This window comes from Streptomyces sp. NPDC051315, assembly GCF_044455165.1.
In the GTDB taxonomy this organism is placed as follows: domain Bacteria; phylum Actinomycetota; class Actinomycetes; order Streptomycetales; family Streptomycetaceae; genus Streptomyces.
This window is the reverse complement of record NZ_JBITEN010000030.1, coordinates 25,346-49,355: the sequence shown is the minus strand read 5'-3', so window position 1 is coordinate 49,355 and position 24,010 is coordinate 25,346. Positions and strand designations below refer to the sequence as shown.

At 72.2% G+C, this 24,010-nt stretch carries 23 protein-coding genes; 12 read left to right on the top strand and 11 right to left on the bottom strand.

Features of this window, described 5'->3' with window-relative positions; all coding sequences use genetic code 11:
• The first annotated feature begins 35 nt into the window (after window positions 1–35).
• A complete protein-coding gene (lysS, locus tag ACIBBD_RS37070; RefSeq protein ID WP_399424208.1) occupies window positions 36–1,781 on the top strand; it encodes a lysine--tRNA ligase in 1,746 nt (581 codons plus the stop codon).
• 78 nt (window positions 1,782–1,859) lie between these two features.
• Here lysS and ACIBBD_RS37065 read toward each other — a convergent pair whose 3' ends face one another.
• The 3 genes from ACIBBD_RS37065 to ACIBBD_RS37055 form a co-directional block, all read right to left on the bottom strand.
• Window positions 1,860–3,242, bottom strand: coding sequence for a DUF2637 domain-containing protein (locus ACIBBD_RS37065; protein WP_399424206.1), 1,383 nt, complete (start codon window positions 3,240–3,242; stop codon window positions 1,860–1,862).
• Between the two features lie 76 nt (window positions 3,243–3,318).
• Window positions 3,319–4,233 carry a DUF3558 family protein gene (locus ACIBBD_RS37060; protein ID WP_399424205.1) on the bottom strand — a complete coding sequence of 305 codons (915 nt, stop codon included), beginning with the start codon at window positions 4,231–4,233 and terminating at the stop codon, window positions 3,319–3,321.
• 118 nt (window positions 4,234–4,351) lie between these two features.
• The gene (locus ACIBBD_RS37055) at window positions 4,352–5,188 is read right to left on the bottom strand and encodes a DUF3558 domain-containing protein (protein WP_399424203.1); all 837 of its coding nucleotides are present in this window, start codon (window positions 5,186–5,188) and stop codon (window positions 4,352–4,354) included.
• Between the two features lie 222 nt (window positions 5,189–5,410).
• Here ACIBBD_RS37055 and ACIBBD_RS37050 point away from each other — a divergent pair, with 222 nt between their 5' ends.
• The gene (locus ACIBBD_RS37050) at window positions 5,411–6,604 is read left to right on the top strand and encodes an RtcB family protein (protein WP_399424201.1); all 1,194 of its coding nucleotides are present in this window, start codon (window positions 5,411–5,413) and stop codon (window positions 6,602–6,604) included.
• An 82-nt stretch (window positions 6,605–6,686) separates the two neighbouring features.
• Here the strand turns inward: ACIBBD_RS37050 and ACIBBD_RS37045 are convergent, their stop codons facing one another.
• Genes ACIBBD_RS37045 through ACIBBD_RS37035 form a run of 3 tightly spaced genes read right to left on the bottom strand, consistent with a single transcriptional unit; the run spans window position 6,687 to window position 8,395 of the window.
• Window positions 6,687–7,433 (bottom strand): tyrosine-protein phosphatase, encoded by a 747-nt coding sequence (locus ACIBBD_RS37045; RefSeq protein ID WP_399424199.1) that lies wholly within the window; start codon window positions 7,431–7,433, stop codon window positions 6,687–6,689.
• Between the two features lie 27 nt (window positions 7,434–7,460).
• Complete coding sequence (locus ACIBBD_RS37040) at window positions 7,461–7,619, bottom strand: hypothetical protein (RefSeq protein WP_399424198.1); 159 nt, start codon at window positions 7,617–7,619, stop codon at window positions 7,461–7,463.
• Window positions 7,619–8,395: an SDR family NAD(P)-dependent oxidoreductase gene (locus ACIBBD_RS37035; protein ID WP_399424196.1), complete on the bottom strand. Its 777-nt coding sequence runs from the start codon at window positions 8,393–8,395 to the stop codon at window positions 7,619–7,621. Before ACIBBD_RS37035 ends, ACIBBD_RS37040 begins: the two co-directional genes overlap by 1 nt.
• Window positions 8,396–8,567: 172 nt before the next feature.
• Between ACIBBD_RS37035 and ACIBBD_RS37030 the strand changes: the two genes are divergently transcribed.
• Window positions 8,568–9,005, top strand: a complete 438-nt coding sequence (locus ACIBBD_RS37030) for an ester cyclase (protein WP_399424195.1) — start codon at window positions 8,568–8,570, stop codon at window positions 9,003–9,005.
• 9 nt (window positions 9,006–9,014) lie between these two features.
• Here ACIBBD_RS37030 and ACIBBD_RS37025 read toward each other — a convergent pair whose 3' ends face one another.
• The gene (locus tag ACIBBD_RS37025; RefSeq protein ID WP_399424193.1) at window positions 9,015–9,353 is read right to left on the bottom strand and encodes a YnfA family protein; all 339 of its coding nucleotides are present in this window, start codon (window positions 9,351–9,353) and stop codon (window positions 9,015–9,017) included.
• A 161-nt stretch (window positions 9,354–9,514) separates the two neighbouring features.
• Between ACIBBD_RS37025 and ACIBBD_RS37020 the strand changes: the two genes are divergently transcribed.
• From ACIBBD_RS37020 to ACIBBD_RS37010, 3 genes are read left to right on the top strand one after another with little or no spacing between them, the layout of a single operon-like run.
• Window positions 9,515–9,988: a MarR family winged helix-turn-helix transcriptional regulator gene (locus tag ACIBBD_RS37020; RefSeq protein ID WP_399424192.1), complete on the top strand. Its 474-nt coding sequence runs from the start codon at window positions 9,515–9,517 to the stop codon at window positions 9,986–9,988.
• 50 nt (window positions 9,989–10,038) lie between these two features.
• Window positions 10,039–11,070: a permease gene (locus tag ACIBBD_RS37015; RefSeq protein ID WP_399424250.1), complete on the top strand. Its 1,032-nt coding sequence runs from the start codon at window positions 10,039–10,041 to the stop codon at window positions 11,068–11,070.
• A complete protein-coding gene (locus ACIBBD_RS37010) occupies window positions 11,067–11,897 on the top strand; it encodes a TIGR03943 family putative permease subunit (RefSeq protein WP_399424191.1) in 831 nt (276 codons plus the stop codon). The genes ACIBBD_RS37015 and ACIBBD_RS37010 overlap by 4 nt, the downstream gene beginning before the upstream one ends.
• A 64-nt stretch (window positions 11,898–11,961) precedes the next feature.
• Here ACIBBD_RS37010 and ACIBBD_RS37005 read toward each other — a convergent pair whose 3' ends face one another.
• Entirely contained in the window at window positions 11,962–12,162 is a 201-nt protein-coding gene (locus ACIBBD_RS37005) for a hypothetical protein (protein WP_399424189.1), read from the bottom strand.
• A 281-nt stretch (window positions 12,163–12,443) separates the two neighbouring features.
• Between ACIBBD_RS37005 and ACIBBD_RS37000 the strand changes: the two genes are divergently transcribed.
• From ACIBBD_RS37000 to ACIBBD_RS36975, 6 genes are all read left to right on the top strand, one after another.
• Window positions 12,444–13,529, top strand: coding sequence for an LLM class flavin-dependent oxidoreductase (locus tag ACIBBD_RS37000; protein WP_399424187.1), 1,086 nt, complete (start codon window positions 12,444–12,446; stop codon window positions 13,527–13,529).
• Window positions 13,526–14,122: an FMN reductase gene (locus tag ACIBBD_RS36995; RefSeq protein ID WP_399424186.1), complete on the top strand. Its 597-nt coding sequence runs from the start codon at window positions 13,526–13,528 to the stop codon at window positions 14,120–14,122. The genes ACIBBD_RS37000 and ACIBBD_RS36995 overlap by 4 nt, the downstream gene beginning before the upstream one ends.
• 286 nt (window positions 14,123–14,408) lie before the next feature.
• The gene (locus ACIBBD_RS36990; RefSeq protein WP_399424248.1) at window positions 14,409–15,110 is read left to right on the top strand and encodes a response regulator transcription factor; all 702 of its coding nucleotides are present in this window, start codon (window positions 14,409–14,411) and stop codon (window positions 15,108–15,110) included.
• 29 nt (window positions 15,111–15,139) lie between these two features.
• A complete protein-coding gene (locus ACIBBD_RS36985) occupies window positions 15,140–16,567 on the top strand; it encodes an ATP-binding protein (protein ID WP_399424185.1) in 1,428 nt (475 codons plus the stop codon).
• 101 nt (window positions 16,568–16,668) lie between these two features.
• Window positions 16,669–17,934 (top strand): ArgE/DapE family deacylase, encoded by a 1,266-nt coding sequence (locus tag ACIBBD_RS36980; protein ID WP_399424183.1) that lies wholly within the window; start codon window positions 16,669–16,671, stop codon window positions 17,932–17,934.
• 235 nt (window positions 17,935–18,169) lie between these two features.
• Entirely contained in the window at window positions 18,170–20,623 is a 2,454-nt protein-coding gene (locus tag ACIBBD_RS36975) for a SpoIIE family protein phosphatase (RefSeq protein ID WP_399424181.1), read from the top strand.
• Between the two features lie 81 nt (window positions 20,624–20,704).
• Here ACIBBD_RS36975 and ACIBBD_RS36970 read toward each other — a convergent pair whose 3' ends face one another.
• Genes ACIBBD_RS36970 through ACIBBD_RS36960 form a run of 3 tightly spaced genes read right to left on the bottom strand, consistent with a single transcriptional unit; the run spans window position 20,705 to window position 23,943 of the window.
• Window positions 20,705–21,547, bottom strand: a complete 843-nt coding sequence (locus ACIBBD_RS36970) for a carbohydrate ABC transporter permease (RefSeq protein ID WP_399424179.1) — start codon at window positions 21,545–21,547, stop codon at window positions 20,705–20,707.
• A gap of 2 nt (window positions 21,548–21,549) precedes the next feature.
• Complete coding sequence (locus tag ACIBBD_RS36965) at window positions 21,550–22,539, bottom strand: carbohydrate ABC transporter permease (RefSeq protein WP_399424177.1); 990 nt, start codon at window positions 22,537–22,539, stop codon at window positions 21,550–21,552.
• A gap of 60 nt (window positions 22,540–22,599) precedes the next feature.
• Window positions 22,600–23,943 (bottom strand): ABC transporter substrate-binding protein, encoded by a 1,344-nt coding sequence (locus tag ACIBBD_RS36960; protein WP_399424175.1) that lies wholly within the window; start codon window positions 23,941–23,943, stop codon window positions 22,600–22,602.
• Window positions 23,944–24,010 lie beyond the last annotated feature (67 nt).

Genomic DNA, 24,010 nt, shown 5'->3' with positions numbered 1-24,010 from the left:
TGCGACCGTCCGGCTGCCGTTGGAGAAAGAAGGACGTGCCGATCGTGGCTCTGAGCACCGAGACCACCGACTGGGTCTCCCGTTTCGCGGATGAGGTCATCGAGGAGTCGGAGCGTCGGGCCCCGGGCAAACCGGTCGTCGTCGCGTCCGGCCTCTCCCCCTCCGGCCCGATCCACCTCGGGAACCTGCGCGAGGTCATGACCCCGCACCTCGTCGCCGACGAGATCCGGCGGCGCGGCCACCAGGTCCGCCACCTGATCTCCTGGGACGACTACGACCGCTACCGCAAGGTGCCCAAGGGCATCGCCGGTGTGGACGAGGAGGCCTGGGCCGAGCACATCGGCAAGCCCCTGACCTCCGTCCCGGCACCGAAGGGCTCGCCGCACCCGAACTGGGCGGAGCACTTCAAGGCCGCGATGATCGAGTCGCTGGCCGAGCTGGGCGTGGAGTTCGACGGGATCAGCCAGACCGAGCAGTACACCGCCGGCGTCTACCGGGACCAGATCCTGCACGCGATGCGCCACCGCGGCGACATCGACGCGATCCTCGACCAGTACCGGACCAAGAAGGCCCCGGCCAAGAAGCAGCAGCAGAAGCCGCTCGACGAGGCCGAGCTCGAGGCCGCCGAAGGCTCCGGCGCCGCGTCCGAGGACGACGGCAGTTCCGGCTCCGCCGGGTACTTCCCCTACAAGCCCTACTGCGGCAACTGCGAGAAGGACCTCACCACCGTCACGTCCTACGACGACGACACCACCGAGCTGTCGTACAGCTGCACCGCGTGCGGCTTCGGGGAGACCGTCCGGCTGAACGAGTTCAACCGCGGCAAGCTGGTCTGGAAGGTCGACTGGCCGATGCGGTGGGCGTACGAGGGCGTCGTGTTCGAGCCGAGCGGCGTCGACCACTCCTCCCCGGGGTCCAGCTTCCAGGTCGGCGGACAGATCGTCGGGATCTTCGGCGGCAAGCAGCCGATCGGACCCATGTACGCCTTCGTGGGCATCAGCGGCATGGCGAAGATGTCCTCGTCCCGCGGCGGGGTGCCCACCCCGGCGGACGCCCTGAAGATCATGGAACCGCAGCTCCTGCGGTGGCTCTACGCCCGGCGCAGGCCCAACCAGTCCTTCAAGATCGCCTTCGACCAGGAGATCCAGCGGCTGTACGACGAGTGGGACAAGCTCGACGCGAAGGTCGCCGACGGCTCCGCCCTGCCCGCCGACGTGGCCGCGCACTCCCGCGCCGTGCGCACCGCCGGCGGGGAGCTCCCCCGCACGCCGCGGCCCCTGCCCTACCGGACGCTGGCCTCCGTCGCCGACATCACCGCCGGCCACCAGGACCAGGCACTGCGGATCCTCAGCGAGCTGGACCCCGACAACCCGCTCGGCTCCCTCGACGAGGCCCGCCCGCGGTTCGACAAGGCCGAGGCCTGGATCAACACGCACGTCCCCGCCGACCAGCGGACCATCGTGCGCGACGAGCCCGACGCCGACCTGCTGAAGTCCCTGGACGAGGCGTCCCGGCAGTCGCTGCGGCTGCTGCTCGACGGGCTGGCGGACCACTGGTCGCTCGACGGACTGACCCACCTCGTGTACGGCGTGCCGAAGGTCCAGGCCGGATTCTCCGCGGACGCCACGCCCAAGGAGCTGCCGCCCGAGATCAAGACCGCTCAGCGGGCCTTCTTCGCGCTGCTCTACCACCTGCTGGTGGGCCGGGACACCGGACCGCGGCTGCCCACGCTGCTGTTGGCGGTGGGACAGGAGCGGGTGCGGTACCTGCTCGGGGAGTAGGGCCGCGTTCACGACGAAGGGGGCGCCCGGTGTTCGCCGGGCGCCCCCTTCGTCGTACGCGTCACGCGACGGGGTCCGTCACGCGATGTGGTCCTCTTCCAGCTCCGCCGAGTGGCGCTGCTGGAAGCGCTCCGCGAGGGCCTTCAGGGCGCTCGGGCTCAGCGTCGTGCCGTAGGTCGCCTGGATGTTGTCGCCCAGGACGCGGGGCGTGGGGTAGCTGCCGTCTATCGACTGGCGGAACACCTGGTAGTACGCGTCCTCGTCCGGTTCCGGGGTGCCGCCGCCCTCACCCAGCTCGCGGGTGCGGCCCGGGGCCACCGGGATGGGGAAGCTGCCCGTCTCCTCCGGGGAGGGCTCCTGGACGGGGGGCTCCTCCTGGTACTGGTCCTGGTACTGCTCGGCCTGGAGCTGCTCCTCGTACCACTGCTCGTACTGGGCCTCGGGGTCGTACTGCGGGTTGTAGCCGCCGTGGTACTCGACCTGCTGCGGGTGGCGGGCGTGCAGCCACGGGTTCACTTCCGGTGGGGTGCCGGGGTATCCGGCGTCCGGGCCGGGGGGTGGGACGGGGCGCTGCCCGCCGGAGGGTGCCGCTGTCTGGGGGACGGGTGCCGCCCCAGCGGCACGATCGTCCACCGCTACGGCGGTGCCGGGCGCCGGTGTCGTGCCGGCCGCGGCGGATGCCGGAGCGGCCGGCAGCTCCTGCTGCGGCGCTCGCAGGCCCTGCTGAGCCGCCGGGATCTCCTGCTGGGGCGCCGGAGGCAGCAGGACCGGCTCGATTCCCGCCGCCGCCAGACCCGCCGGGGCCGTCTCCGCCAGGGGGACGCCGTACTTGGCCAGCCTCAGCGGCATCAGGGACTCCACGGGAGCCTTCCTGCGCCAGGCCCGGCCGAACCGGGAGCGGAGGCGGGCCTGGTAGACGAGACGTTCCTGCTCCAGCTTGATGACCTGCTCGTAGGAACGCAGCTCCCACAGCTTCATCCGGCGCCACAGCAGGAACGTCGGAACCGGCGAGAGGAGCCAGCGGGTGAGGCGGACGCCCTCCATGTGCTTGTCGGCCGTGATGTCGGCTATCCGGCCGATCGCGTGGCGGGCCGCCTCCACCGCGACGACGAACAGCACCGGGATCACCGCGTGCATCCCCACACCCAGCGGATCCGGCCAGGCGGCGGCGCCGTTGAACGCGATCGTCGCCGCCGTCAGCAGCCACGCCGTCTGGCGCAGCAGCGGGAACGGTATGCGGATCCACGTCAGCAGCAGGTCCAGCGCGAGCAGCACACAGATGCCCGCGTCGATGCCGATCGGGAAGACGTAGGAGAAGTTGCCGAAGCCCTTCTGGATCGCCAGCTCGCGAACCGCCGCGTAAGAACCGGCGAAGCCGATACCGGCGATGATCACGGCGCCGGCCACGACCACGCCGATGAGAACGCGGTGCATCCGAGTCAGCTGGATTGGCGCGGCCACCCGTATTCCCCTCCCGTTGCGTGTTGGTGCGCGCAACAGGGTGACACACGTGTGCGGCGCACGTGTTGCCGGTGGGTCAGCTCTTCTTCGAGGCCGACGCCGACGGCGACACCGAGGGGGACGTGGTGGCGGAGGCCGACGCGGCGGCCGACCGGGTCGCCGAGGGAGACGCCGTCGCCGACTTGCCCGGGGACGGGGACGTGCTCGAACCACCGCCGCCACCGGCGCCGTTGGCGGACCGGACCGCCGCCACCGCCTCCTTGGCCGCCTTCTCCGCAGCCTTCGTCAGGGTGTCCGCGTTCGGGGTCTTCTCACCGGCCAGACCCGCGCCGTTGTAGTCGACCGTCACGACGACGTTCTCGACCCGCGCGACGACCGTCTGCTGCTTGAAGGCGCCTTCCTTCTTCTTCAGGTCGTAGCGCACGGTCGTCGCCTGGTCGCCGGTCCCGGCGAGCGCCTGCGTCTTCGTGTTCGTCGCGCCCGCCACCGCCTGCGCACCCTGGACCTGCTTGGCGTAGTACTCCTGCGCCTGCTGGTCGCCGGAGGTCGCCGCGTCCGACTCGAACCGCAGCAGCGAGACGTTCAGCCAGCGGAACTGCGAGCCCTTCACACCGTTGTTGTCCAGGCTCGACCAGGAACAGGAGGCCCGGGAGGCGGTGTCGCTCGACGTGCCCTCCTTGCCCTTCGTCCCCTTCGGCACCAGCTCGGTCAGCGTCGTCTTCGACAGCACCGCGCAGGCCTCCGGCAGCGACTGGTACGCCGCGGCCTGCACCGTCGGCGCGGCACTCACGGAGGTGTCGACGGACGTGCCGGCACCTGCCTTCTGCGCGTCGTCGCCGGAGCCGGAGTCCGAGGAGCAACCGGCGACGATCAGCATCACGGGGAGTGCGGCTGCGGCGGCGAGGAGACGGTTCACGCCTCCGGCACGCTTCGTTCGCTGGTCACGCTGGTCGTCTCGCTGGGCTCGTCGCTGCATGGTTCCTTCACTCATGACGCTCGTGGTTCCTGCGGTCTGATCGGGTCCGAGGGGCCACGGTACGCGGTGAGGAAGCTGTGCGGCTGCGCTTCGGGGGCTTTGCGGACGCACGGCGAACGGGCCCGAAGTCGCCTCAGCCGGCAAGGGAGTCGGCGAGCCGGGCCGCCAGTTTCCGGGCCCTGTCCTGCATTTCCTTGCTGTCCGGGACCGTGCCGATGGTCGCCGGCTGCTCCTCGTACGCGATGGTCACGATGACGTTCGACGTGCGGAACGCCACAGTCACCGTGCGCTGTTTCGCCGTCGAACCGGAACTGGAGAGCACGTCGTCGACGAACGCCTCGTCGCCCAGGTCGTCGAGGAGGCGGGGCTGGAGGTCGGCGGGGGTGATGGAGGAGGACGGGGAGGGGGACGTGGACGTCGACGTGGCGGCGGGGGCGCCCGCGGCGGCGGACGGCGTCGCGCTCCCGCTCGCGCTCGTGGAGGGGGTCGCCCCCGGGCTGCCCGTCTCCGAGGCCGTGGGCACCGGCAGGTCCGCCGCCACCACCTTCTCGGCGAACAGCTCCTCGGCCTGACTGTCGTCGCTGACCGCGTTGTCGTACGACACCACGCGCTCGAAGTCGACGAAGAGGTGGTCGGTGGCGTCCGCCGACTCCACCTTCCAGCGGCAGCCGGCCTTGCGGTCCGTGTCGTACGTCGGGGTCGCCTCGCCCGCGTAGGCGGTCTCGCGCTGGGCCTCGTCGGTGATCTCGCGGATACCGGGGAGCAGCGAGTCGAGGAGGGAGCGGCCGACCGCGCCGCAGGCCTGCGGAAGGCTGTCGTACCGGCCGGGCTCGGCCGCGGCGGTCACCGTGCCGGCCTGGCCCGGGTTGGAGTCGTCCGCCGGGCCGCCGTCGTCCGAACTGCCGGTGCAGCCGGCCAGCAGCACCGCGAGGAGTGCGGCGACGCCGGATACGTACGCCTTCCGCTGCACGGTCGGCTCCTCTCGACGGTCACAACGTGGGTGGCTGGTCGTGCCCGGGCCGGTGCCCCCGTGTCTCCGCTGGTTATTCGCTTGCCGGACGGGGGCGGCCCCAACAGACAATGTGTATCGCACGCACCACCGTGGATGCCGGTCCGTCGTCCCTTTCGTCGACCTTGGCGCCGGTTTTGCGATTCAAGACTTCTGATGTGCTTCCGGGGGAAAGAGGACGATATGTCGTACGTGGAAATGCCGGGCGCGAAGGTTCCCATCCGCATGTGGACCGACCCCGCGACGGTCGAGGACGTGGCACTCCAGCAGCTGCGCAACGTCTCCACCCTGCCCTGGATCAAGGGCCTGGCCGTGATGCCCGACGTGCACTACGGCAAGGGCGCGACGGTCGGCTCCGTCATCGCGATGCAGGGCGCCGTGTGCCCGGCGGCGGTGGGCGTCGACATCGGCTGCGGGATGTCGGCGGTGAAGACGTCCCTGACGGCGAACGACCTTCCCGGGGACCTCTCCCGCCTGCGGTCGAAGATCGAGCAGGCGATTCCGGTGGGGCGGGGGATGCACGACGACCCGGTCGACCCGGGGCGGCTGCACGGCTTCGCGACCGCCGGGTGGGACGACTTCTGGGGCCGTTTCGGGGGCATCGCCGAAGCGGTCAAGTTCCGTGAGGAACGCGCCACGAAGCAGATGGGAACGCTCGGATCCGGCAACCACTTCGTCGAGGTGTGCACGGACACGGACGGTTCCGTCTGGCTGATGCTCCACTCCGGGTCCCGCAACATCGGCAAGGAACTCGCCGAGTTCCACATCGGCGTGGCCCAGAAGCTCCCGCACAACCAGGGCCTGATCGACCGCGACCTCGCCGTCTTCGTCGCGGACACGCCGCAGATGGCGGCCTACCGCAACGACCTGTTCTGGGCGCAGGAGTACGCGAAGTACAACCGCACGATCATGATGGCGCTCCTGAAGGACGTGATCCGCAAGGAGTTCCGGAAGGCGAAGCCGACCTTCGAGACGGAGATCAGCGCGCACCACAACTACGTGGCGGAGGAGCGCTACGACGGCATGGACCTGCTCGTGACCCGCAAGGGCGCGATCCGGGCCGGTTCCGGCGAGTACGGCATCATCCCGGGCTCCATGGGCACGGGCTCGTACATCGTGAAGGGCCTCGGGAACGAGAAGGCGTTCAACTCGGCGTCGCACGGCGCCGGCCGGCGCATGAGCCGCAACGCGGCGAAGCGCCGCTTCTCGACGAAGGACCTGGAGGAGCAGACGCGGGGCGTGGAGTGCCGCAAGGACTCCGGTGTCGTGGACGAGATCCCCGGCGCGTACAAGCCGATCGAGCAGGTCATCGACCAGCAGCGGGACCTGGTGGAGGTCGTGGCGAAGCTGAAGCAGGTCGTGTGCGTGAAGGGCTGACGTCGGTGGGGAAGGGGCCCGGGCCGGGTGGCTCGGGCCCTTTCCCCCTGGGCGGGCTGCGACCCGTGGCGGTCCGCCGGTGTCAGCCGGACGATTCCAGGAGGTTCGCCCGGAGGGTCGCGGTGAGTGCCTTCGTGTCCATGCCCAGCGCCCCGCTGACATAGCCCTCGGTCGAGCCGTAACGGGTGTTCAGGGCGTTCAGGTAGAGGCGCATGACCGATTCGGGGGCTCGGGCGAAGGCCGGCCAGGTCGGCGAGCGGCCCTCGTTGCGTGCGCGCCAGTCGGCGAGCAGGGACGGGGTCGCCCGTTCGGTGAGGGTGAAGTCCTCGGTGATCGTGCTCTCCGGGACGTCCAGGAGGGCCAGGACCAGGGCGGCGAGCTGGCCGGTGCGGTCCTTGCCGGAGGCGCAGTGGAAGACCAGGGGGTCCTGTGCTTCGGCGATGAGTTCCAGGGCCTGGCGGATTTCCTTTGTGCCGTCCTCCGCCACCTCCAGGTAGCGCTCGGCGAGGTAGGGGCCGGGGTCGACGTCGGGGGTCTGGGCGGCCTGGTCGTAGGGGCGGTGCTCGATGCTGAGGTTGTGGTAGGTGAAGGACGGGTGGGCGGGGATCCGGCCTCTGCCCTCCGCCTCCCACGGGTGGCGCAGGTCGATCACCGTGCGGATGCCGAGGGAGAGGAAGCGGTCCCAGTCGGGGGTGTCCGGCGTCAGTTTGCCGAGGGAGTCCGCGCGGTACAGGCGGCCGGGGCGGAGGCGGTGGCGGCCGTCCGCGGTGCGGTAGCCGCCGAGGTCGCGGAAGTTGTGCAGGCGGTCGAAGGGTATGTGTCGGTCCACGTCGGACCGGACGCCGGTGACGGGTGTTCAGTTCCCGTGCTTCACCGCGTAGATCAGCACGAAGGCGATGATGTGGATGCCGAAGAGGAAGTAGGCCAGGAAGTACCAGACCTGGCGTTCGTTCCTCGTCTCCTGGGCGAGTCGGCGCTGTTCCGCCGCCTTCTCCTCGGAGGTCCGCTCCGGCATCACAGTTCCCGGTGGACCTTCGTGTTGGAGGCCTGGGCGCGCGGGCGCAGGATCAGCAGGTCGACGTTGACGTGGCTGGGGCGGGTCACCGCCCAGGTGATCGTCTCGGCGACGTCGTCGGCGGTGAGGGGTTCGGCGACGCCTTCGTAGACCTTGGCGGCCTTGTTCTCGTCGCCGCCGAAGCGGGTCAGGGCGAACTCGTCGGTCTTGACCATGCCGGGCGCGATCTCGATGACGCGGACCGGCTGTCCGACGATCTCCAGGCGCAGGGTCTCGGCGAGGACGTGGGCGCCGTGCTTGGCGGCGACGTAGCCCGCGCCGCCCTCGTAGGTGCCGTGACCGGCGGTGGAGGAGACGACGACGACCGTGCCGTCGCCGCCGGCGACCAGCTTGGGGAGGAGGGCCTGGGTGAGGTTGAGGGTGCCGATGACGTTCGTCTCGTACATGGCGCGCCAGTCGGCCGGGTCGCCGGTGGCCACGGGGTCGGCGCCGAGCGCGCCGCCCGCGTTGTTGACGAGGACGCCGATCGTCCGGAAGGCGGTGGCGAACTCGTCGACCGCCGCGCGGTCCGTCACGTCCAGCTGGTACGCCGTCGCCGAGCCGCCCGCCGCGGTGATCTCCTCGGCCAGCGCCTCGATGCGGTCCTTGCGGCGGGCGGTGAGGACTACGCGGTAGCCGGCCGCGGCGAGCTGCCGGGCGGTGGCGGCGCCGATTCCGCTGCTCGCACCGGTGACGACGGCGATGCGGGAGGCGGCGGACGGTGCGGCGGTGGCCATGGGGGCTGCTCCTCGGGTTCTTCAAGGGTTCTGCGAGCGGTGTCGAAAGCCTGCTCGGTCAGGATAGGGGGATGGGGCCGGCGGGCGTTCGGTGATCTCGCTCCGCGGTCGGCCCGCCGGGGGGCGCGGTGGGAGAATGAGGTGGGTGATCCCCTGTTCAGGAGGTGGATCGATGGGACAGGCGCGCGAGGTCATGGACCGGCTCACGGAGGCGCTCACCACGAAGCCCGATGTGAGGGTCATCGCCGAGCTGTTCGCGGAGGACGCGGTCGCCGTCACTCCCGAGGCCGGTGAGCTGCACGGGCGCGACGAGATCGTCGAGTACTGGCGTCAGATGACGGACGCGATCCCCGAGGCGACGTACGAGCCGCTGCACCAGTACGAGATCGGGAGCACGGCCATCGACGAGGGGTTCTTCGGGGGCCGCAACACGGGGCCGCTGCAGCTGCCGGACGGGCAGACGATGCCCGCGACGCACAAGGAGGTCAGGATCCGCGGGGTGGACGTCGCGACGGTGGTGGACGGGCGGATCGTCAGCTACCGGCTCTACTTCGACCAGATGCAGTTCCTGGAGCAGCTGGGGCTGCTGCCCGACTTCGCGTCCGCCTGAACGGTCGGGTCAGCCGTGGCCTCGCGGGGCCCACATGATCACGGCCATGCCCGCGAGGCAGATCAGCGCGCCCGCGACGTCCCACCGGTCGGGGCGGTAGCCGTCGGCGACCATGCCCCAGGCCAGTGACCCGGCGACGAAGACACCGCCGTAGGCGGCGAGGATCCGGCCGAAGTGCGCGTCGGGCTGGAGGGTGGCGACGAAGCCGTAGGCGCCGAGGGCCATCACGCCCGCGCCGGCCCACAGCCAGCCGCGGTGCTCGCGCACGCCCTGCCAGACCAGCCAGGCGCCGCCGATCTCGAGGAGGGCGGCGGCGACGAAGAGGGCGGCGGAGCGCAGGACGAGCATGGCAGCAGCTTCGCACGCTGGTGCGGGGGCGGGCGGTGCGGTGAGCGCTTGGGCCCGTGCCGGGGCCGGGCGGCTGTCCGGTGGGGTCCGGCTTCCGACCGGTCGGGTCCCGGCGCGTCGTACGATCTGCGGACGGCGCTGACGAAGGGGTGGTGCGGGCGATGTCCGGGAACGTGCGGTCGCGGTTGCTGGACGAGTTGTCCACCGTCTCCCGCCGGTACGTGGCCGCGTTCGCGCTGTTCAACCAGGCTGTCGCGGACCGTCTCGGGCTGCACCCCACCGACTTGCAGTGTCTGAACCTGCTGTCGCTGGAGCGGGCGCCGGTGACGACGGGCCGGGTCGCCGAGCTGACGGGGCTGACCACCGGGTCGGCGACGCGGTTGGTGGACCGGCTGGAGAAGGCGGGCTATGTCGTGCGGGAGCGGGACGCGGTGGACCGGCGGCGGGTGCTGGTGGCGACGGTGCCGGAGCGGCTCGCCGAGTTCGGGCGGACGTGGGAGCGGCTGGGCGGCGACTGGAGCCCCCTTTTCGCGGACCTGGACGACGCCGAACTCGCCGTGATCGTGCGGCACATGCGGCGGACGGTGGAGTTCAGCGGGGAACAGGTCGTGCGGTTGCGGGGAGGCCGGGGCTAGGCATGCGGGCGATCCGGGACACGGACACGGACACGGGCACGGGCGCGGACATGGACACGGACGCGGACGCGGACGCGGACATACGGGTGGGGGAGGCCGGCGCCGCTTCCGTGGGCTCGGGGTGGGGGCTGCCCCGCCGGTGGCCGTTGCTGCTGGTCGCCGCCGCCGTGCTGCCGGGCGCGGTGCTGGTGCTCGTGGGGCGGTCGCTGGAGGAGCCGGCCGTCGAGGCGTGGCGGACGGTGTGTCTGGCGGTGACGGTGCAGGCACTGCCGTTCCTGCTGCTCGGTACGGCTCTGTCGGGGGCGATCAACGCGTTCGTGCCGGCGCGGGTGTTCAACCGGCTGCTGCCGAAGCGGCCCGCGCTCGCGGTGCCGGTCGCGGGAGCGGCGGGGGTGGTGCTGCCGGGCTGTGAGTGCGCCTCGGTGCCGGTGGCGAACAGCCTGATCGGCAGGGGGGTCACTCCGGCCGCCGCGTTCGCGTTCCTGCTGTCGGCGCCGGCCGTCAACCCGATCGTGCTGATCGCGACCGCCGTCGCCTTTCCGGGCAGTCCGGAGATGGTGCTGGCCCGGCTGCTCGCCTCGCTGGTCACCGCCGTCGTGATGGGGTGGCTGTGGTTGTGGCTGGGGCGCGCGGAGTGGCTGAAGCCGGCCGTGCGGCACACCGGGCACCGGCCGGGGCAGAGCCGGTGGACGGAGTTCCGGCGCGGTTTCCAGCACGACTTCCTGCACGCGGGCGGTTTCCTGGTGGTGGGGGCGATGGCGGCGGCGACCTTCAACGTGGCGGTGCCGCGCTCGGTGGTCGACGCGTTCGCCGACTCGGCGTGGCTGTCGGTGCTGTTCCTGGCGGTGCTGGCGATCGTGCTCGCGGTGTGTTCGGAGGCCGACGCGTTCGTGGCGGCCTCGCTGAGCGGGTTCTCGCCGGTGGCGCGGCTGACGTTCATGGTGGTGGGGCCGATGGTCGACCTGAAGCTGATCGCCTTGCAGGCGGGCACGTTCGGGCGGGCCTTCGCGGTCCGGTTCTCCGCGGCGACGGCCGTGGTGGCGGTGGTGTGCAGCGTGGTGGTGGGAGGAGTGCTGCTGTGAAGCGGTTCGTGCAGGTGGCGCTGCTGGTGCTGAGCGGGCTGGGCCTGTTGCAGGCCTCGCTCCTCACGGACCTGTACCTGAGGTACGTGAAGGAGGGCATGCGGCCGCTGCTGATCGGGTCGGGAGTGCTGCTGGTGGTGCTGGGGGTGGTGGAGGCGGTGTCCTGGTGGCGTGCGCGGGAGGGGGCCGACGGCCACGGACCCGACGGTGACGGGCACGACGGCACCCGCCGGGACACGCACGACGGTCACGGCTACGACGGCACCCGCCAGGACACTCACGACGCTCACGACGGTCACGGCCACGACCACTCCGGCGTCCCGCGGGTCGCCTGGCTGCTGTTCCTGCCGGCGCTGAGCCTGCTCTTCTACGCCCCGCCCGCGCTGGGTTCGTTCACCGCCTCCCGGGAGGCGCCCAAGGTGGTGGCCGTCGTCGAGGAGGACGGTTTCGATCCGCTGCCCGCGACGTCGCCGCTGCCGATCACGCTCACCGACTTCACCCAGCGGGTGCAGCAGGACACCGGGCGGGCCATCGAGGGACGCACGGTCCGGATGACCGGATTCGTCACGCCCGCCGGTGGGGGCGACGGCTGGTACCTGACCCGCATCCTGCTGTCGTGCTGTGCGGCGGACGCGCAGTCGGTGAAGGTGCGGGTGTACGGGGTGGAGGCGCCGGCCGCGGACACCTGGGTGACGGTGACGGGGACCTGGCACGCGGACGGCACCCTGGGGACGCAGTCGGCGGCGGTCGCGCTGGACGCCCGTAGCGTCGAGAGGACCGAGCGCCCGTCGAACGGGTACACGGACGCGCTGCCGCTGGGCTCGTGAACCGGAGAGGCCCGTGGTGCCCCCGGGTGTCCCGGGGTGCACGGGTCAGTGCGGGGTGCACGGGTCAGTGCTCGGGGTTCTCCGCGCAGCGCTCGCGGGCCGCGTAGGCCTCGTCGAAGTGGATCCCGGACCGGTTCTTCACCGCGACCAGGAGCTTGGGGCGCGCGCCGGCGATCCTTCGGGCCAGGTCGCTGTGGCGCAGGGGGCCGGGGGCGGGCGCGGAGCCGAGCAGGCTGCCCCACTTGTCGCTGATGCGGTCCAGCACGTGGGTGGTCGGGCACGCCTTGAGGAAGGCGTCGTACTCGGCGCGGGCCTTCCCCCCGCGGGGCGCGGGTCCGCCGTCAGGGCCGCCCGTTCGGCACGGGACGAGGTCTCGCCCTCTCCAGGGCCGACGCCCGGCACCGGCGCGCCCGGCACCGGCACGTCGGCACGTCGGCACCGGCACTCGGCACTGACGCCCGCGGGCCGGGGGAGCGGAATAGGGGGCAGGGGGTCGCTGTTGGGCCGTATAGTTTAACGGTCAACAACTTTGGAGGTTGAGCGACCATGCAGTTCGGGATCTTCACGGTCGGCGACGTCACGCCGGACCCCACCACGGGCCGTACGCCGACCGAACGGGAGCGGATCAAGGCCATGGTCGCCATCGCGTCGAAGGCCGAGGAGGTCGGGCTCGACGTGTTCGCGACCGGGGAGCACCACAACCCGCCGTTCGTGCCGTCGTCCCCGACCACGATGCTCGGCTACATAGCCGCGCGGACGGATCGGCTGATCCTCTCCACCTCGACCACCCTCATCACCACCAACGACCCGGTGAAGATCGCCGAGGACTTCGCGATGCTCCAGCACCTGGCCGACGGGCGCGTCGACCTGATGATGGGCCGCGGCAACACCGGCCCGGTCTACCCCTGGTTCGGGCAGGACATCCGCCAGGGCATCAACCTCGCCGTCGAGAACTACGCCCTGCTGCACCGGCTGTGGCGCGAGGACGTCGTCGACTGGGAGGGCACGTTCCGTTCGCCGCTGCAGGGCTTCACCTCGACGCCCCGGCCGCTCGACGGGGTCCCGCCGTTCGTCTGGCACGGCTCGATCCGCTCGCCCGAGATCGCCGAGCAGGCCGCCTTCTACGGCGACGGCTTCTTCCACAACAACATCTTCTGGCCGGCCGACCACACCAGGCGCATGGTCGAGCTGTACCGGACCCGGTACGCGCACTACGGGCACGGCACGCCCGAGCAGGCCATCGTGGGCCTCGGCGGGCAGGTGTTCATGCGGAGGAACTCCCAGGACGCCGTCCGCGAGTTCCGGCCGTACTTCGACAACGCGCCCGTGTACGGGCACGGGCCGTCGCTGGAGGACTTCACCGAGCAGACCCCGCTGACCGTCGGCTCGCCGCAGCAGGTGATCGAGAAGACGCTGTCCTTCCGCGAGTACGCGGGCGACTACCAGCGCCAGCTGTTCCTGATGGACCACGCCGGGCTGCCGCTCAAGACCGTGCTGGAGCAGCTCGACCTGCTCGGCGAGGAGGTCGTGCCGGTGCTGCGCGAGGAGTTCGCGAAGGGGCGCCCGGCGGACGTGCCGCAGGCGCCGACCCACGCATCCCTCAAGGCCGCCCAGGAGGTGACCGTCGTATGAAGCTCGTCGTCGTCTCGGCGGGGCTGAGCGTCCCGTCGTCCACCCGGCTGCTGGCCGACCGGCTGGCGGCCGCCGTCGGACGGCAGACCCCGGTCGACGTCCAGGTCGTGGAGGTACGCGACCTCGCCGTGGACATCGCGCACCACCTCACCAACGGCTTCCCGGGACGGAAGCTGGCGGCCGCGCTGGACGCGGTGACGGGGGCGGACGGGCTGATCGTCGTCACACCGGTGTTCTCGGCGTCGTACAGCGGGCTGTTCAAGTCCTTCTTCGACGTGCTGGAGAGGGACGCGCTGGTGGGCAAGCCCGTGCTGGTCGCGGCGACCGGCGGTTCGGCGCGGCACTCGCTGGTGCTGGAGCACGCCCTGCGGCCGCTCTTCGCCCACCTGCGGGCCGTCGTCGTCCCGACCGGTGTGTACGCCGCCTCCGAGGACTGGGGCGCACCGGGGCTGCCGGAGCGGATCGAGCGGGCCGCGGGGGAGCTGGCGGCCCTGATGACGGGACTGTCGGCGGCGGAACCGGCGAAGCCGGCGAAGGACGACTTCCAGGTCGTGCCGTTCGCCGAACAGCTGGCGGCACTGTCCAGGCGGTGACCCTTGCGACGCCGGCCGGGAACGCAGTCCGGCGGGCGCCGCGCCGTCTGTCGGCAGGGAAACACAGCCCGGCGGGCGTCGGCCGGCGGGCGTCGCCGGGGCCGTCAGCCCGACCGGTGTCCGAGGACGAGGCCGGTTCAGGGCCGACGCCGACAGCCGGGGGCCGGGGGCGGCGGCTCCGAGGACGGCCACCCGAGGTGAGAGCCCAGTAAGAAGACCCACCCCAGGACCGCCCGCACCGCCCAGCCGCCGAAGGCCTTGGCAGACTGGACGCGTGCCTCCCACCGTGCTCCTGGCTGAAGACGACCGCGCCATCCGCCACGCCCTCGAACGGGCCCTGACCCTGGAGGGTTACCAGGTCACGGCGGTCGCCGACGGCGTCGAGGCGCTGGCGAACGCCCACCGGACGCCGCCGGACGTGCTCGTCCTCGACGTGATGATGCCCGGCATCGACGGCCTCCAGGTCTGCCGGGTGCTGCGCGCCGAGGGCGACCGTACGCCCATCCTCATGCTGACGGCGCTCGTGGAGACCGCCGACCGGATCGCCGGCCTCGACGCGGGCGCCGACGACTACGTCGTCAAGCCCTTCGACGTCGAGGAGGTCTTCGCCCGGCTGCGGGCGCTGCTGCGCCGCACGAACCCCGGCCTCCCGCCGGCCGAGGTACCGAAGCCGGCGGCGGCCTCCGAGCGGCATCTGGAGGCCGCCGGGCTGCGCATGGACCCGCAGGCGCGGCGGGCCTGGCGCGGGGAGCGGGAGCTGGAGCTGACCCGCACCGAGTTCGAGCTGCTGGAGCTGCTCGTCCGCAACGCGGGCATCGTCCTCGACCACTCCACGATCTACGACCGCATCTGGGGCTACGACTTCGGTCCCGGCTCCAAGAACCTCGCCGTCTACGTCGGCTATCTGCGCCGCAAGCTCGACGCGCCCGGCGCCCCGCAGCTGATCCACACCGTGCGGGGCGTGGGTTACGTGCTGCGGGAAGACTGAGGGGGCGGGTCCGGGTGGGCGGCCGTCCGATGCGGTGGGTGTCCCGGCGGCGGCCGAAGCTGGTCTCGCTGCGCACCACCTTCGCGGTGTCCTTCGCCGCCGTGACCGCCGCCGTCACCGTCCTCATCGGCGTGCTGTCGTACTCGGCCGCGGCCCGGCTGGTGCGGGTGGACCAGGAGTCCGTGTTCGACGAGGTCGTGCAGGACCTGCGTGACGAGGTGCGCGACCGGGCGATGGACCCCGAGGACTTCTCGTCCAGCGCGCCGGGCCACGACATCGTCCGGCCGGCCCGTACGGACGTGCAGGTCCTGGGGCCGGACGGGGCGGTCGTCGACCCCGGCAGCCCCGGGCTTCCGGTCAGGGACTCCGACCGGGAGGTCGCGGCCGCCGCCGGCGCCGGCACGCTCGCCGTGCACAAGGACGTCGACGTCGGCGACGACGTCTACCGCGTCGCGACGGTCGCGCTGGGCGGAGGGCGGGGCGCCGTGCAGGTCGCGCAGGAGTTCAGCGACACGGAGGACCTGCTGCGGGCGCTGCAGCAGCGGACGCTGGTGCTGATGATCGCGATCGTGACGGGGGCGGGCCTGTTCGGCTGGTGGCTGGCCCGCCGCATCACCCACCGCCTGGTCATCCTCACCACCGCCGCCGAGGACGTCGCCCGCACCCGCCGGCTCGGCGTCCAGGTGCCCGTCACCGGCTACGACGAGGTCGGCCGCCTCGGCCGCGCCTTCGACCGCATGCTGGGCCGCCTCGCCCAGTCGGAGGAGGACCAGCGCCGCCTGGTCCAGGACGCGGGACACGAACTGCGGACCCCGCTGACCTCGCTCCGTACGAACATCTCGCTGCTGCGCCGCATCGACGAGCTGCCGCCCGCCACCCGGGAGGAGCTCGTCGCCGACCTGGGCCAGGAGGCCCGCGAGCTCACCGACCTGGTGAACGAGCTGGTCGACCTCGCGGCCGGCCAGTCCGACACCGAGCCGCCGCGGCGGGTCGACCTCGCCGACCTCGCGGGGGACGTCGCCGGCCTCGCCCGCCGCCGCACCGGCCGGCAGATCCTGGTCCGGGCGAGCGGCGACACCACCACCCACGGACGGCCGGGCATGCTCCAGCGGGCGCTGTCCAACCTCGTCGAGAACGCCGCCAAGTTCGACCGCGGGGGACGGGCGCCCATCGAGGTCAACGTCACCGGCCCCGCCCGGCCCGGCACCGTCCGCGTCGAGGTCCTCGACCGCGGCCCCGGCATCACCGAGGCCGACCTCACCCGTGTCTTCGACCGCTTCTACCGCGCCGCCGACGCACGCTCCCTGCCGGGCTCGGGCCTCGGCCTGTCGATCGTCCGCGAGGTGGCCCTGGCCCACGGGGGAGCCCCGTTCGCCTTCCGGCGGGAGGGCGGCGGGTCGGTCATCGGGTTCACGGTGGGCGGCGGACCGGGGGATCTGAGCGGGACCGAGGGGTGAGGGGGCTGGGGCGGACGGGCCGGTGAGGGGTGCGGGGGTCTGGAGCGGACGGGCCCCGCGATGGTTGGGTGAGGGCCGTTGACGAGGGAGGGAGTCGACGCGTGCTGAACGACCTGGAGGCCGCCGCGCTGGCGGCGATCGACGAGGGGGCCGTCGGACGGACCCTGCTGGAACTGGTCGAGATACCCAGCGTCACCGGGAGCCCCGCGGAGTCCGAGATGCAGCACCATCTCGCCGGACGGCTGGAGCGGCTCGGGCTGGACGTCGATCTGTGGCGGATGGATCTGCCCGCCCTGTACGCCCACCCCGGCTTCCCGGGCACGGAGGCGCCGCGCGACGAGGCCTGGGGGCTCGTGGGGCACACTCCGGACGGGGGTGACGGGCCGACGCTGATCCTTCAGGGGCACGTGGACGTCGTACCGCCCGGGGACCTCGCGGCCTGGGCCGGTGATCCGTTCGTGCCGCGGGTGGACGGGGACGTCGTCCATGGGCGGGGCGCCTGTGACATGAAGGCCGGACTCGTCGCGCACCTGACCGCGCTGGCCGCGATCCGGGCGGCCGGGGCGCGGCTGCGCGGGCGGGTCGCCGTGCACTTCGTCGTCGGGGAGGAGGACGGCGGGCTCGGCGCCTTCGGCACGCTCCTGCGCGGCCACGGCGGCGACGCGTGCCTGATCGCCGAGCCGACGGCCGGGACGGTGATCACCGCGAACGCGGGCGCGCTCACCTTCCGGATCACGGTCCCGGGCAGGGCCGCGCACGCGAGTTCGCGGGAGGCGGGGGTCAGCGCGATCGACGCCTACCTGCCGTTGCACCGGGCGCTGGCCCGGCTCGAGGACGAGCGCAACCGCGACCCCGACCCGCTCCTCGCCGAGTACCCGATCCCGTACTCACTGTCCGTCGGCACCCTGCGCTGCGGGGACTGGGCGAGCAGCGTGCCGGACCTGCTCGTCGCGGAGGGACGGCTGGGGGTGCGGCTCGGGGAGGACCCGGCCGGGGCGCGGGCTGCGCTGGAGCGGTGCGTGGCGCAGGCGTGCGCGGCCGACCCCTGGCTGCGGGAGCATCCGGCGACGGTGACCTGGCCCGGCGGGCAGTTCGCGAGCGGGCGGCTGCCGGCCGGGCATCCGCTGAAGGACGCGGTGGCGGGGGCGTACGCCGACGCGACCGGTGCCCCGCGCCCGAGGGAGCGCGGGGCGACGTACGGCAGCGACCTGCGGCTGTACGCCGCCGCCGGGATCCCCGCCCTGCAGTTCGGGCCGGGTGACATCGCGGTGGCGCACAGCGCGGCCGAGCACGTGTCCGTGCGGGAGGTGGTGGACGTGGCGCGTGCGGTGGCGCTGACGGTGCTGCGGACGGTGGGGACGAAGTGACCGGCGGGGCTGGTGGACCGGGTGCCGGTGAGGGTGTGTCGCTCGGGCTGCGGCCCGCCCGTTCCGGCGGGTGGGGTGCGGGCGGGCGGCGAGCGCCGTCGGTGACGGCGTCACGTGACGGCCGACGGACGGGCGCCCGGCCGGAGGGTGCGGGCGGGTGGGGGGTGACGCGTGCCCGTCCGCGAGGTGGTTAGGGTGAATAATGCGATATGTAAGGCCATATGGGGAGTGCGAGATGGGCGGCGGATCGGACGTCGTCGTCGGTGAGGCGCTCACCGCGCGCGTCACTCTCGACGAGCAGGGCACCGTGACCGGCTGGAACCGCGGTGCGGGACACCTGCTCGGCTACGCCTCCGAACAGGTCGTCGGCCGGCCGGCGGCGGCCCTGCTCGCCGAGGAGCCGGTCGTCCGGGACCTCCCGCCCCTCGCCGAGCGGCCCAGATGGCACGGAACCCTCGCCCTCCGGCACCGGGACGGCCACCAGGTCGTGACCCGGGTGCTGGCCCACCACCGGATGCGCGAGCGGGGCAGGAGCGACGCCTGGCTCCTGCTGGCCCCGCTGACCGGGCAGGAGCCCGGGCCGATCGACGACGACCTGCTGGCCTGGAGTTTCGCCCAGTCCCCCTGCTGCGCGCTGGCGCTCTACGACACCCGGCTGCGCCTGTGCCGGGCCAACGAGAACATGGAACGGGCGGTGGCGCTCACCGAGGCCGACATGCGCGGGCTGCGCGTCCCGGAGATCGTGGACGAGGAGGCCGGCGAGCTGGCCGAGCGGGACATGCTGCGGGCGCTGGAGACCGGTGAGCCCCAGTACCGCGAGAACTTCCTGCGCACGGCCGGTGAGACCCGCGCGCACGCCTGGTCGGTCTTCGTGTCGCCGCTGCGGAGCCGGGAGGGCCGCACCCACGGTGTCTGTCTCTCCGCCCACGACATCACCGAGCAGTACTGGGCCCGCACCCGCCTCCAGCTGATCGCCGAGGCCAGCCGGAGCATCGGCAGCACCCTCGACGTGACGCGGACGGCGCAGGAACTGGCGGACGTGCTGGTTCCGGCCCTCGCCGACTTCGTCAGCGTCGACCTGCTGACGTCGTTCTTCGAGAACGGGCCTGAGGTGCCCCCGGCGCCGGCGGACGGCCCGCTGGTCCTGCGGCGCGTCGCCCACCAGTCCGTGCTCCCGGGACGGCCCGAGATCGCCGTCGAGGCCGGCGCGGAGGACGAGTACCCGGAGGGCTCCCCGCCGGTGGAGAGTCTCCGCGGCGGACTCTCGCTGCGGTACCGGGTGACCGACGCGCCGGTCGCCGAGTGGATCGCCCGGGATCCGCGGCGGGCCTCCCGGGTCCGCGACTTCGGCTTCCACTCGGTGATGACCGTGCCCCTGTCGGCCCGCGGCACCACCCTGGGCGTCGCCGTCTTCGCCCGCCACCGGCACCCCGACCCCTTCCAGCAGGACGACGTCGTCCTGGCCGAGGAACTGGCGGCCCGCGCGGCGGTCTGCGTCGACAACGCCCGGCGCTACACCCGCGAACGCGGCACGGCGGTCACCCTCCAGCGCAGTCTGCTGCCGCGGCGGATGCCCGAGCAGTCCGCGGTGGAGGTCGCCTCCCGCTACCTCCCGGCCGGCGCCCGGGCCGGGGTGGGCGGGGACTGGTTCGACGTGATCCCGCTGTCCGGGGCCAGGGTGGCACTGGTCGTGGGGGACGTGGTCGGCCACGGCATCCACGCCTCCGCGACCATGGGACGGCTGCGTACCGCCGTACGGACCCTCGCCGACATCGACCTGCCCCCCGACGAACTGCTCACCCACCTCGACGACCTGGTGGGCCGGCTCGCCGACGAGGCGGAGGGCACGGAGGAGGCCGCCGCGGGCGGCGGTTCCGGAGAGGTCGGGGCGACCTGTCTGTACGCCGTGTACGACCCGGTCTCGCGCCACTGCACGTTCGCCAGGGCCGGGCACCCGCTCCCGGCCGTGGTCGGCCCGGACGGCACCGTGAAGCTGCTCGACCTGCCGGGCGGACCCCCGCTGGGCCTGGGCGGACTGCCCTTCGAGGCGGTCGAGGTCGACCTGCCCGAAGGCAGCCTGCTGGCCCTCTACACCGACGGCCTGATCCGGTCCCGGGACAACGACGTCGACGAGGGCGTCTCCCGCCTGTGCCGGGCCCTGACCCCTCCGGCGGCCTCCCTCGACGCCCTCTGCGACAGGGTCCTCGCCACGGTGCTCCCGCACCGCCCCGTCGACGACGTGGCCCTCCTCGTCGCCCGCACCCGCGCGCTGGACGCCTCCCAGGTCGCCACCTGGGACGTGGTCCCCGACCCCGCCGCCGTCGCCGGGACCCGCAAGAACGTGGCCGACCGGCTGGCGGACTGGGGCCTGGCCGACGCCGCCTTCGTCACCGAGCTGATCGTCAGCGAACTGGTCACCAACGCCATCCGCCACGCCGAACCGCCCATCCAGCTCCGCCTCATCCTCGACGGGAACCTCATCTGCGAGGTCTCGGACGCCAGCAGCACGGCGCCCCACATGCGCCGCGCCCGCACCTACGACGAGGGCGGCCGCGGCCTGCTCCTGGTCGCGCAGCTCGCCCGGCGCTGGGGCACCCGCCCCGGCGCCAAGGGCAAGACGATCTGGGCGGAGCAGGCCGTGGAGGACACGGACGGGGCGGCGGGGGCGGGACAGCGGCTGTGGCCGTAGTGCGCCGGCCGGCGGTTCGCCCGAGCGCCGTCCACGGCCCCGCGCAGCTCCTCGGCCCGTGACGGCGGAGCTCGCAGCTCCTCAGCCCTTGACGGCGGAGCTCGCGACGCCTTGGACGAACCACCGCTGGAAGAAGACGAAGACCACGAGGACGGGCAGGACGAGCAGGACGCCGAAGGCGAGGATCTGCCCCCAGTCGGGCGGCAGTTGTCCCTGGAAGACGCTCATCTCCAGGGGGAGGGGACGGACGGCGGGGTCGGAGACCATGAGGACCGGCCACAGGAAGGCGCCCCACTGGGTGAGGAAGGTGAGGATCGCGACGGAGGCGAAGGCCGGCTTCGACATGGGCACGATGATGGCGAAGAAGGTGCGCCAGGGGCCGGCGCCGTCGATGCGGGCGGCCTCCTCGATGCTCGGCGGGATCGAGCGGAAGAACGTGTGGAACTGGTAGACGGAGAAGGCGTTGGCGATGAACGGGACCGCCTGGATGTAGAGCGTGTCGCGCTGGTCGTTGAACATGTAGAACAGCGGGACGGCGACCGACTCGAACGGGACCAGCATCAGCAGCAGGACGAGGGTGAACACCGCCTCCCGGCCGCGCCACCTCAGCCGTGACAGCCCGTACGCGGCCATCGAGTTGACGAAGAGGCCCCCGGTCACGACCACGAACGCCAGGAGCAGCGAGACGCCCATGAAGCGCCAGAAGTAGCCGGTGCTGTCGGAGTCGAGGGCGTCGAGGACGGCGGAGTAGTTGTCGAGGGACAGGTCGGTGGGGAGGAAGCCGGACAGGCCGTCGAGGACCTGGTCGGACGGCTTGAGGCTGCCCAGGAACAGGTAGAGGACGGGCAGCGTGAAGACGAACGCGAGCACGCCGAGGACGGCGTAGTCGGCGATCCGGCGCAGCGGTGTGCGGGTCGTGGCCATGGTCAGTCCTCGTTTCCCGGCCGGACGAGGCGGCGTTGGATGAGTGTCAGGACGACGACGACCAGGAAGAAGACGACGGTGATCGCGGACGCCTGTCCGATGTTGTTCTGGTCGAAGGCGGTGGTGACGGCCTGGTACATCACGGTGCGGGTGGCGTCCTCGTCCAGGCCGCCGCCGCGGATGAGGACGTAGACCTGGTCGAAGACCCGGAAGGACAGCACCGAGGTGAGCATGGCGACGAAGACCAGGGTGCCGCGGATGCCGGGCAGGGTGACGTGGCGGAACTGCTGCAGACGGGAGGCGCGGTCGAGCCGGGCGGCCTCGTAGAGCTCGGTGGGGATCTGCTGGAGGCCGGCGAGCAGGATGACCATCTGGAAGCCGACGCCCTGCCAGACGGACAGCACGATGACGCAGGCCATGGCGGTGGCGGCGTCACCGAGCCAGTCGAAGGCGCCCCAGTTGCCGAAGGTGACCGCGTCGAGCAGGGAGTTGAGCATGCCCTGGTCGCTGCGGGCGAGGATCAGCCGCCAGATGACGGCGACCAGGGCCATCGGGAAGACGACCGGCATGAAGAAGAAGGACCGGAACAGGCCGATGGCCTTGATCTTGCGGTTGAGCAGGATCGCCAGCGCGAGGGCGAGCCCGGTCTGCAGGGGGACGACGACCACGGCGAAGGTCAGGTTGTTCAGCAGGGCCCGCAGGAACGGGCCCGACAGGTCGGGGTCGGTGAACAGCCGCCGGTACTGCTCCAGGCCGAAGAACGACGGCGCCAGGGGGGAGCCGAGACGCACGTTGTGGAAGGAGAGCACCACGGCGTAGCCGAAGGGGATGCCGACGAAGGCGACGAGTCCGGCGACGGCGGGCGCGGACATGAGCAGTCCGTGCACCCAGTCGCGGTTCTTCCGCGCCGGCCGCGAGGGCTTCGCGTTCGTCACGGGTGGGGCCTTCTCCCGGCGGGAGGGCGCGGCGTGCGCGGGTTCCACGGTCTTCACGGGTGGGGTCCTGTTCCCGGCGGGGCGGGCGGGACTGTCGTCCGCCCCGGCCGATGCGTCCTACGGGATCTTGTAGCCGGCGTTGTCGGAGAAGTCCTGGTCGATGGCGCGGGCGGCCTTCTCCAGCGCGCTCTTGGGGTCGGCGCCCCCGAAGACGGAGTTGAGGGCCTCGCCGAACTTGGCGGTGACGGTGGGGTAGCCGGCGGTGATCGGGCGGGTGACGGTGACGCAGGATTGGGTGATGTCACTGTCACCGCAGGGCTTGGCGAGCTGGTCGGCGAAGAGCTGGAGGGGACCGCCCTGCTGGTAGAGCTCGCTCTTGGCGAGGGCGGTCCTGGTGGCCGGTACCGCGCCGTTGGCCGTGGTCATCGCCGTGACGTTGGCGTCGCCGAGCAAGTAGTCGAGGAAGGCGCCGGCGGCCTTGGCGTTCTTGGTGGCGGCGCCGATGCCCCAGGCCCAGGAGCCCTGGCCGGACTTGGGTCCGTTACCGAAGTCGGGCAGCGGCATCACGACGAGGTCGTCGCCGAGCGCCTCGCTGTAGGCGGGGTACATCCAGTGGCCGACCCAGCTCAGCGCCACGCGGCCCTTGGCGAAGGCGTTGCCGTCGGTGTTGGGATCGACGAAGGTCTTCCAGGACTGGAAGGTCTTCATCGCCGCGACGACGGCCGGGGTGTCGAGGGCGCCTTCGGCCTTGCCGTCCTTCAGCAGCGAGCCGCCGGCCGACCAGACGACGGGAGCGAAACCGTAGGTGCCCCACTCGGTGGCGTACCCGTTGGCCTCCTGGAGGTCGAGGACCTTGCCGTCGGAGTCCTTGGCCTTGAGCGCCACGAGCGCGTCGGTGAACTGCTCGGCGGTCCAGCCGTCGGACAGACCGGTGGGGTACGTCACTCCGGCGGCGTCCAGCAGCCTCTTGTTGCCGTAGACGCCGAGCCCCGAGTCGTACATGCCGAGGCCGTAGTGCTTGCCGTCGATCTCGCCCTGCGCCTTGTTGGCGTCGGTGGCGTTGGCCATCGTCCGGGAGGAGACGTAGGCGTCGAGGGGGGCGAGCTTCTTGTTGTAGACGAAGTTGGCCATGGTCGGGCCGTCGAACTCCATCACGTCCGGCAGCTTGGCGGCGTCGGTGGCGGTGATGGTCTTGGTGTAGTCGTTGCCGGGGATCAGCTTCAGCTCGACCTTGACCTTGTCCTGCGAGGAGTTGAAGGACGCCACCGCGCTCTGCAGCGCGGCGTCCTCGCTCTTCTGGCCCTGGTGGGCCCAGACGCTGATGGTGCCCTTGCCGCTGCCGGCCTCGGCGGAGGCGCCGGTTTTGCTGCCTCCGCCACAGGCGGCCAGTGCCGCCAGGGGGAGGGCCAGGGCCAGGCCCGTACAGGCCGTGCGGCGCTGCCTTCTGCTTCGTGCGTCCATGGGTGGGTGCCTCCGTGCGTCGGTGCGGGGTGAGGGCGGCTGCGGGTGCTGTCCGGCCGGGCGGTGG

Excerpts from the sequence above, each read along its gene's own strand:
- ACIBBD_RS37035 (WP_399424196.1), bottom strand. The coding sequence starts at position 8,395 with ATGGCCACCGCCGCACCGTCCGCCGCCTCCCGCATCGCCGTCGTCACC.
- ACIBBD_RS37025 (WP_399424193.1), bottom strand. The coding sequence starts at position 9,353 with ATGCTCGTCCTGCGCTCCGCCGCCCTCTTCGTCGCCGCCGCCCTCCTC.
- ACIBBD_RS36975 (WP_399424181.1), top strand. The coding sequence starts at position 18,170 with ATGGGCGGCGGATCGGACGTCGTCGTCGGTGAGGCGCTCACCGCGCGC.
- ACIBBD_RS36960 (WP_399424175.1), bottom strand. The coding sequence starts at position 23,943 with ATGGACGCACGAAGCAGAAGGCAGCGCCGCACGGCCTGTACGGGCCTG.
- ACIBBD_RS37030 (WP_399424195.1), top strand. The coding sequence starts at position 8,568 with ATGGGACAGGCGCGCGAGGTCATGGACCGGCTCACGGAGGCGCTCACC.
- ACIBBD_RS37015 (WP_399424250.1), top strand. The coding sequence starts at position 10,039 with ATGGACACGGACGCGGACGCGGACGCGGACATACGGGTGGGGGAGGCC.
- ACIBBD_RS36970 (WP_399424179.1), bottom strand. The coding sequence starts at position 21,547 with ATGGCCACGACCCGCACACCGCTGCGCCGGATCGCCGACTACGCCGTC.
- ACIBBD_RS37020 (WP_399424192.1), top strand. The coding sequence starts at position 9,515 with ATGTCCGGGAACGTGCGGTCGCGGTTGCTGGACGAGTTGTCCACCGTC.
- ACIBBD_RS37000 (WP_399424187.1), top strand. The coding sequence starts at position 12,444 with ATGCAGTTCGGGATCTTCACGGTCGGCGACGTCACGCCGGACCCCACC.
- ACIBBD_RS36985 (WP_399424185.1), top strand. The coding sequence starts at position 15,140 with ATGCGGTGGGTGTCCCGGCGGCGGCCGAAGCTGGTCTCGCTGCGCACC.
- ACIBBD_RS37040 (WP_399424198.1), bottom strand. The coding sequence starts at position 7,619 with ATGCCGGAGCGGACCTCCGAGGAGAAGGCGGCGGAACAGCGCCGACTC.
- ACIBBD_RS36995 (WP_399424186.1), top strand. The coding sequence starts at position 13,526 with ATGAAGCTCGTCGTCGTCTCGGCGGGGCTGAGCGTCCCGTCGTCCACC.
- ACIBBD_RS37060 (WP_399424205.1), bottom strand. The coding sequence starts at position 4,233 with ATGAGTGAAGGAACCATGCAGCGACGAGCCCAGCGAGACGACCAGCGT.
- ACIBBD_RS37050 (WP_399424201.1), top strand. The coding sequence starts at position 5,411 with ATGTCGTACGTGGAAATGCCGGGCGCGAAGGTTCCCATCCGCATGTGG.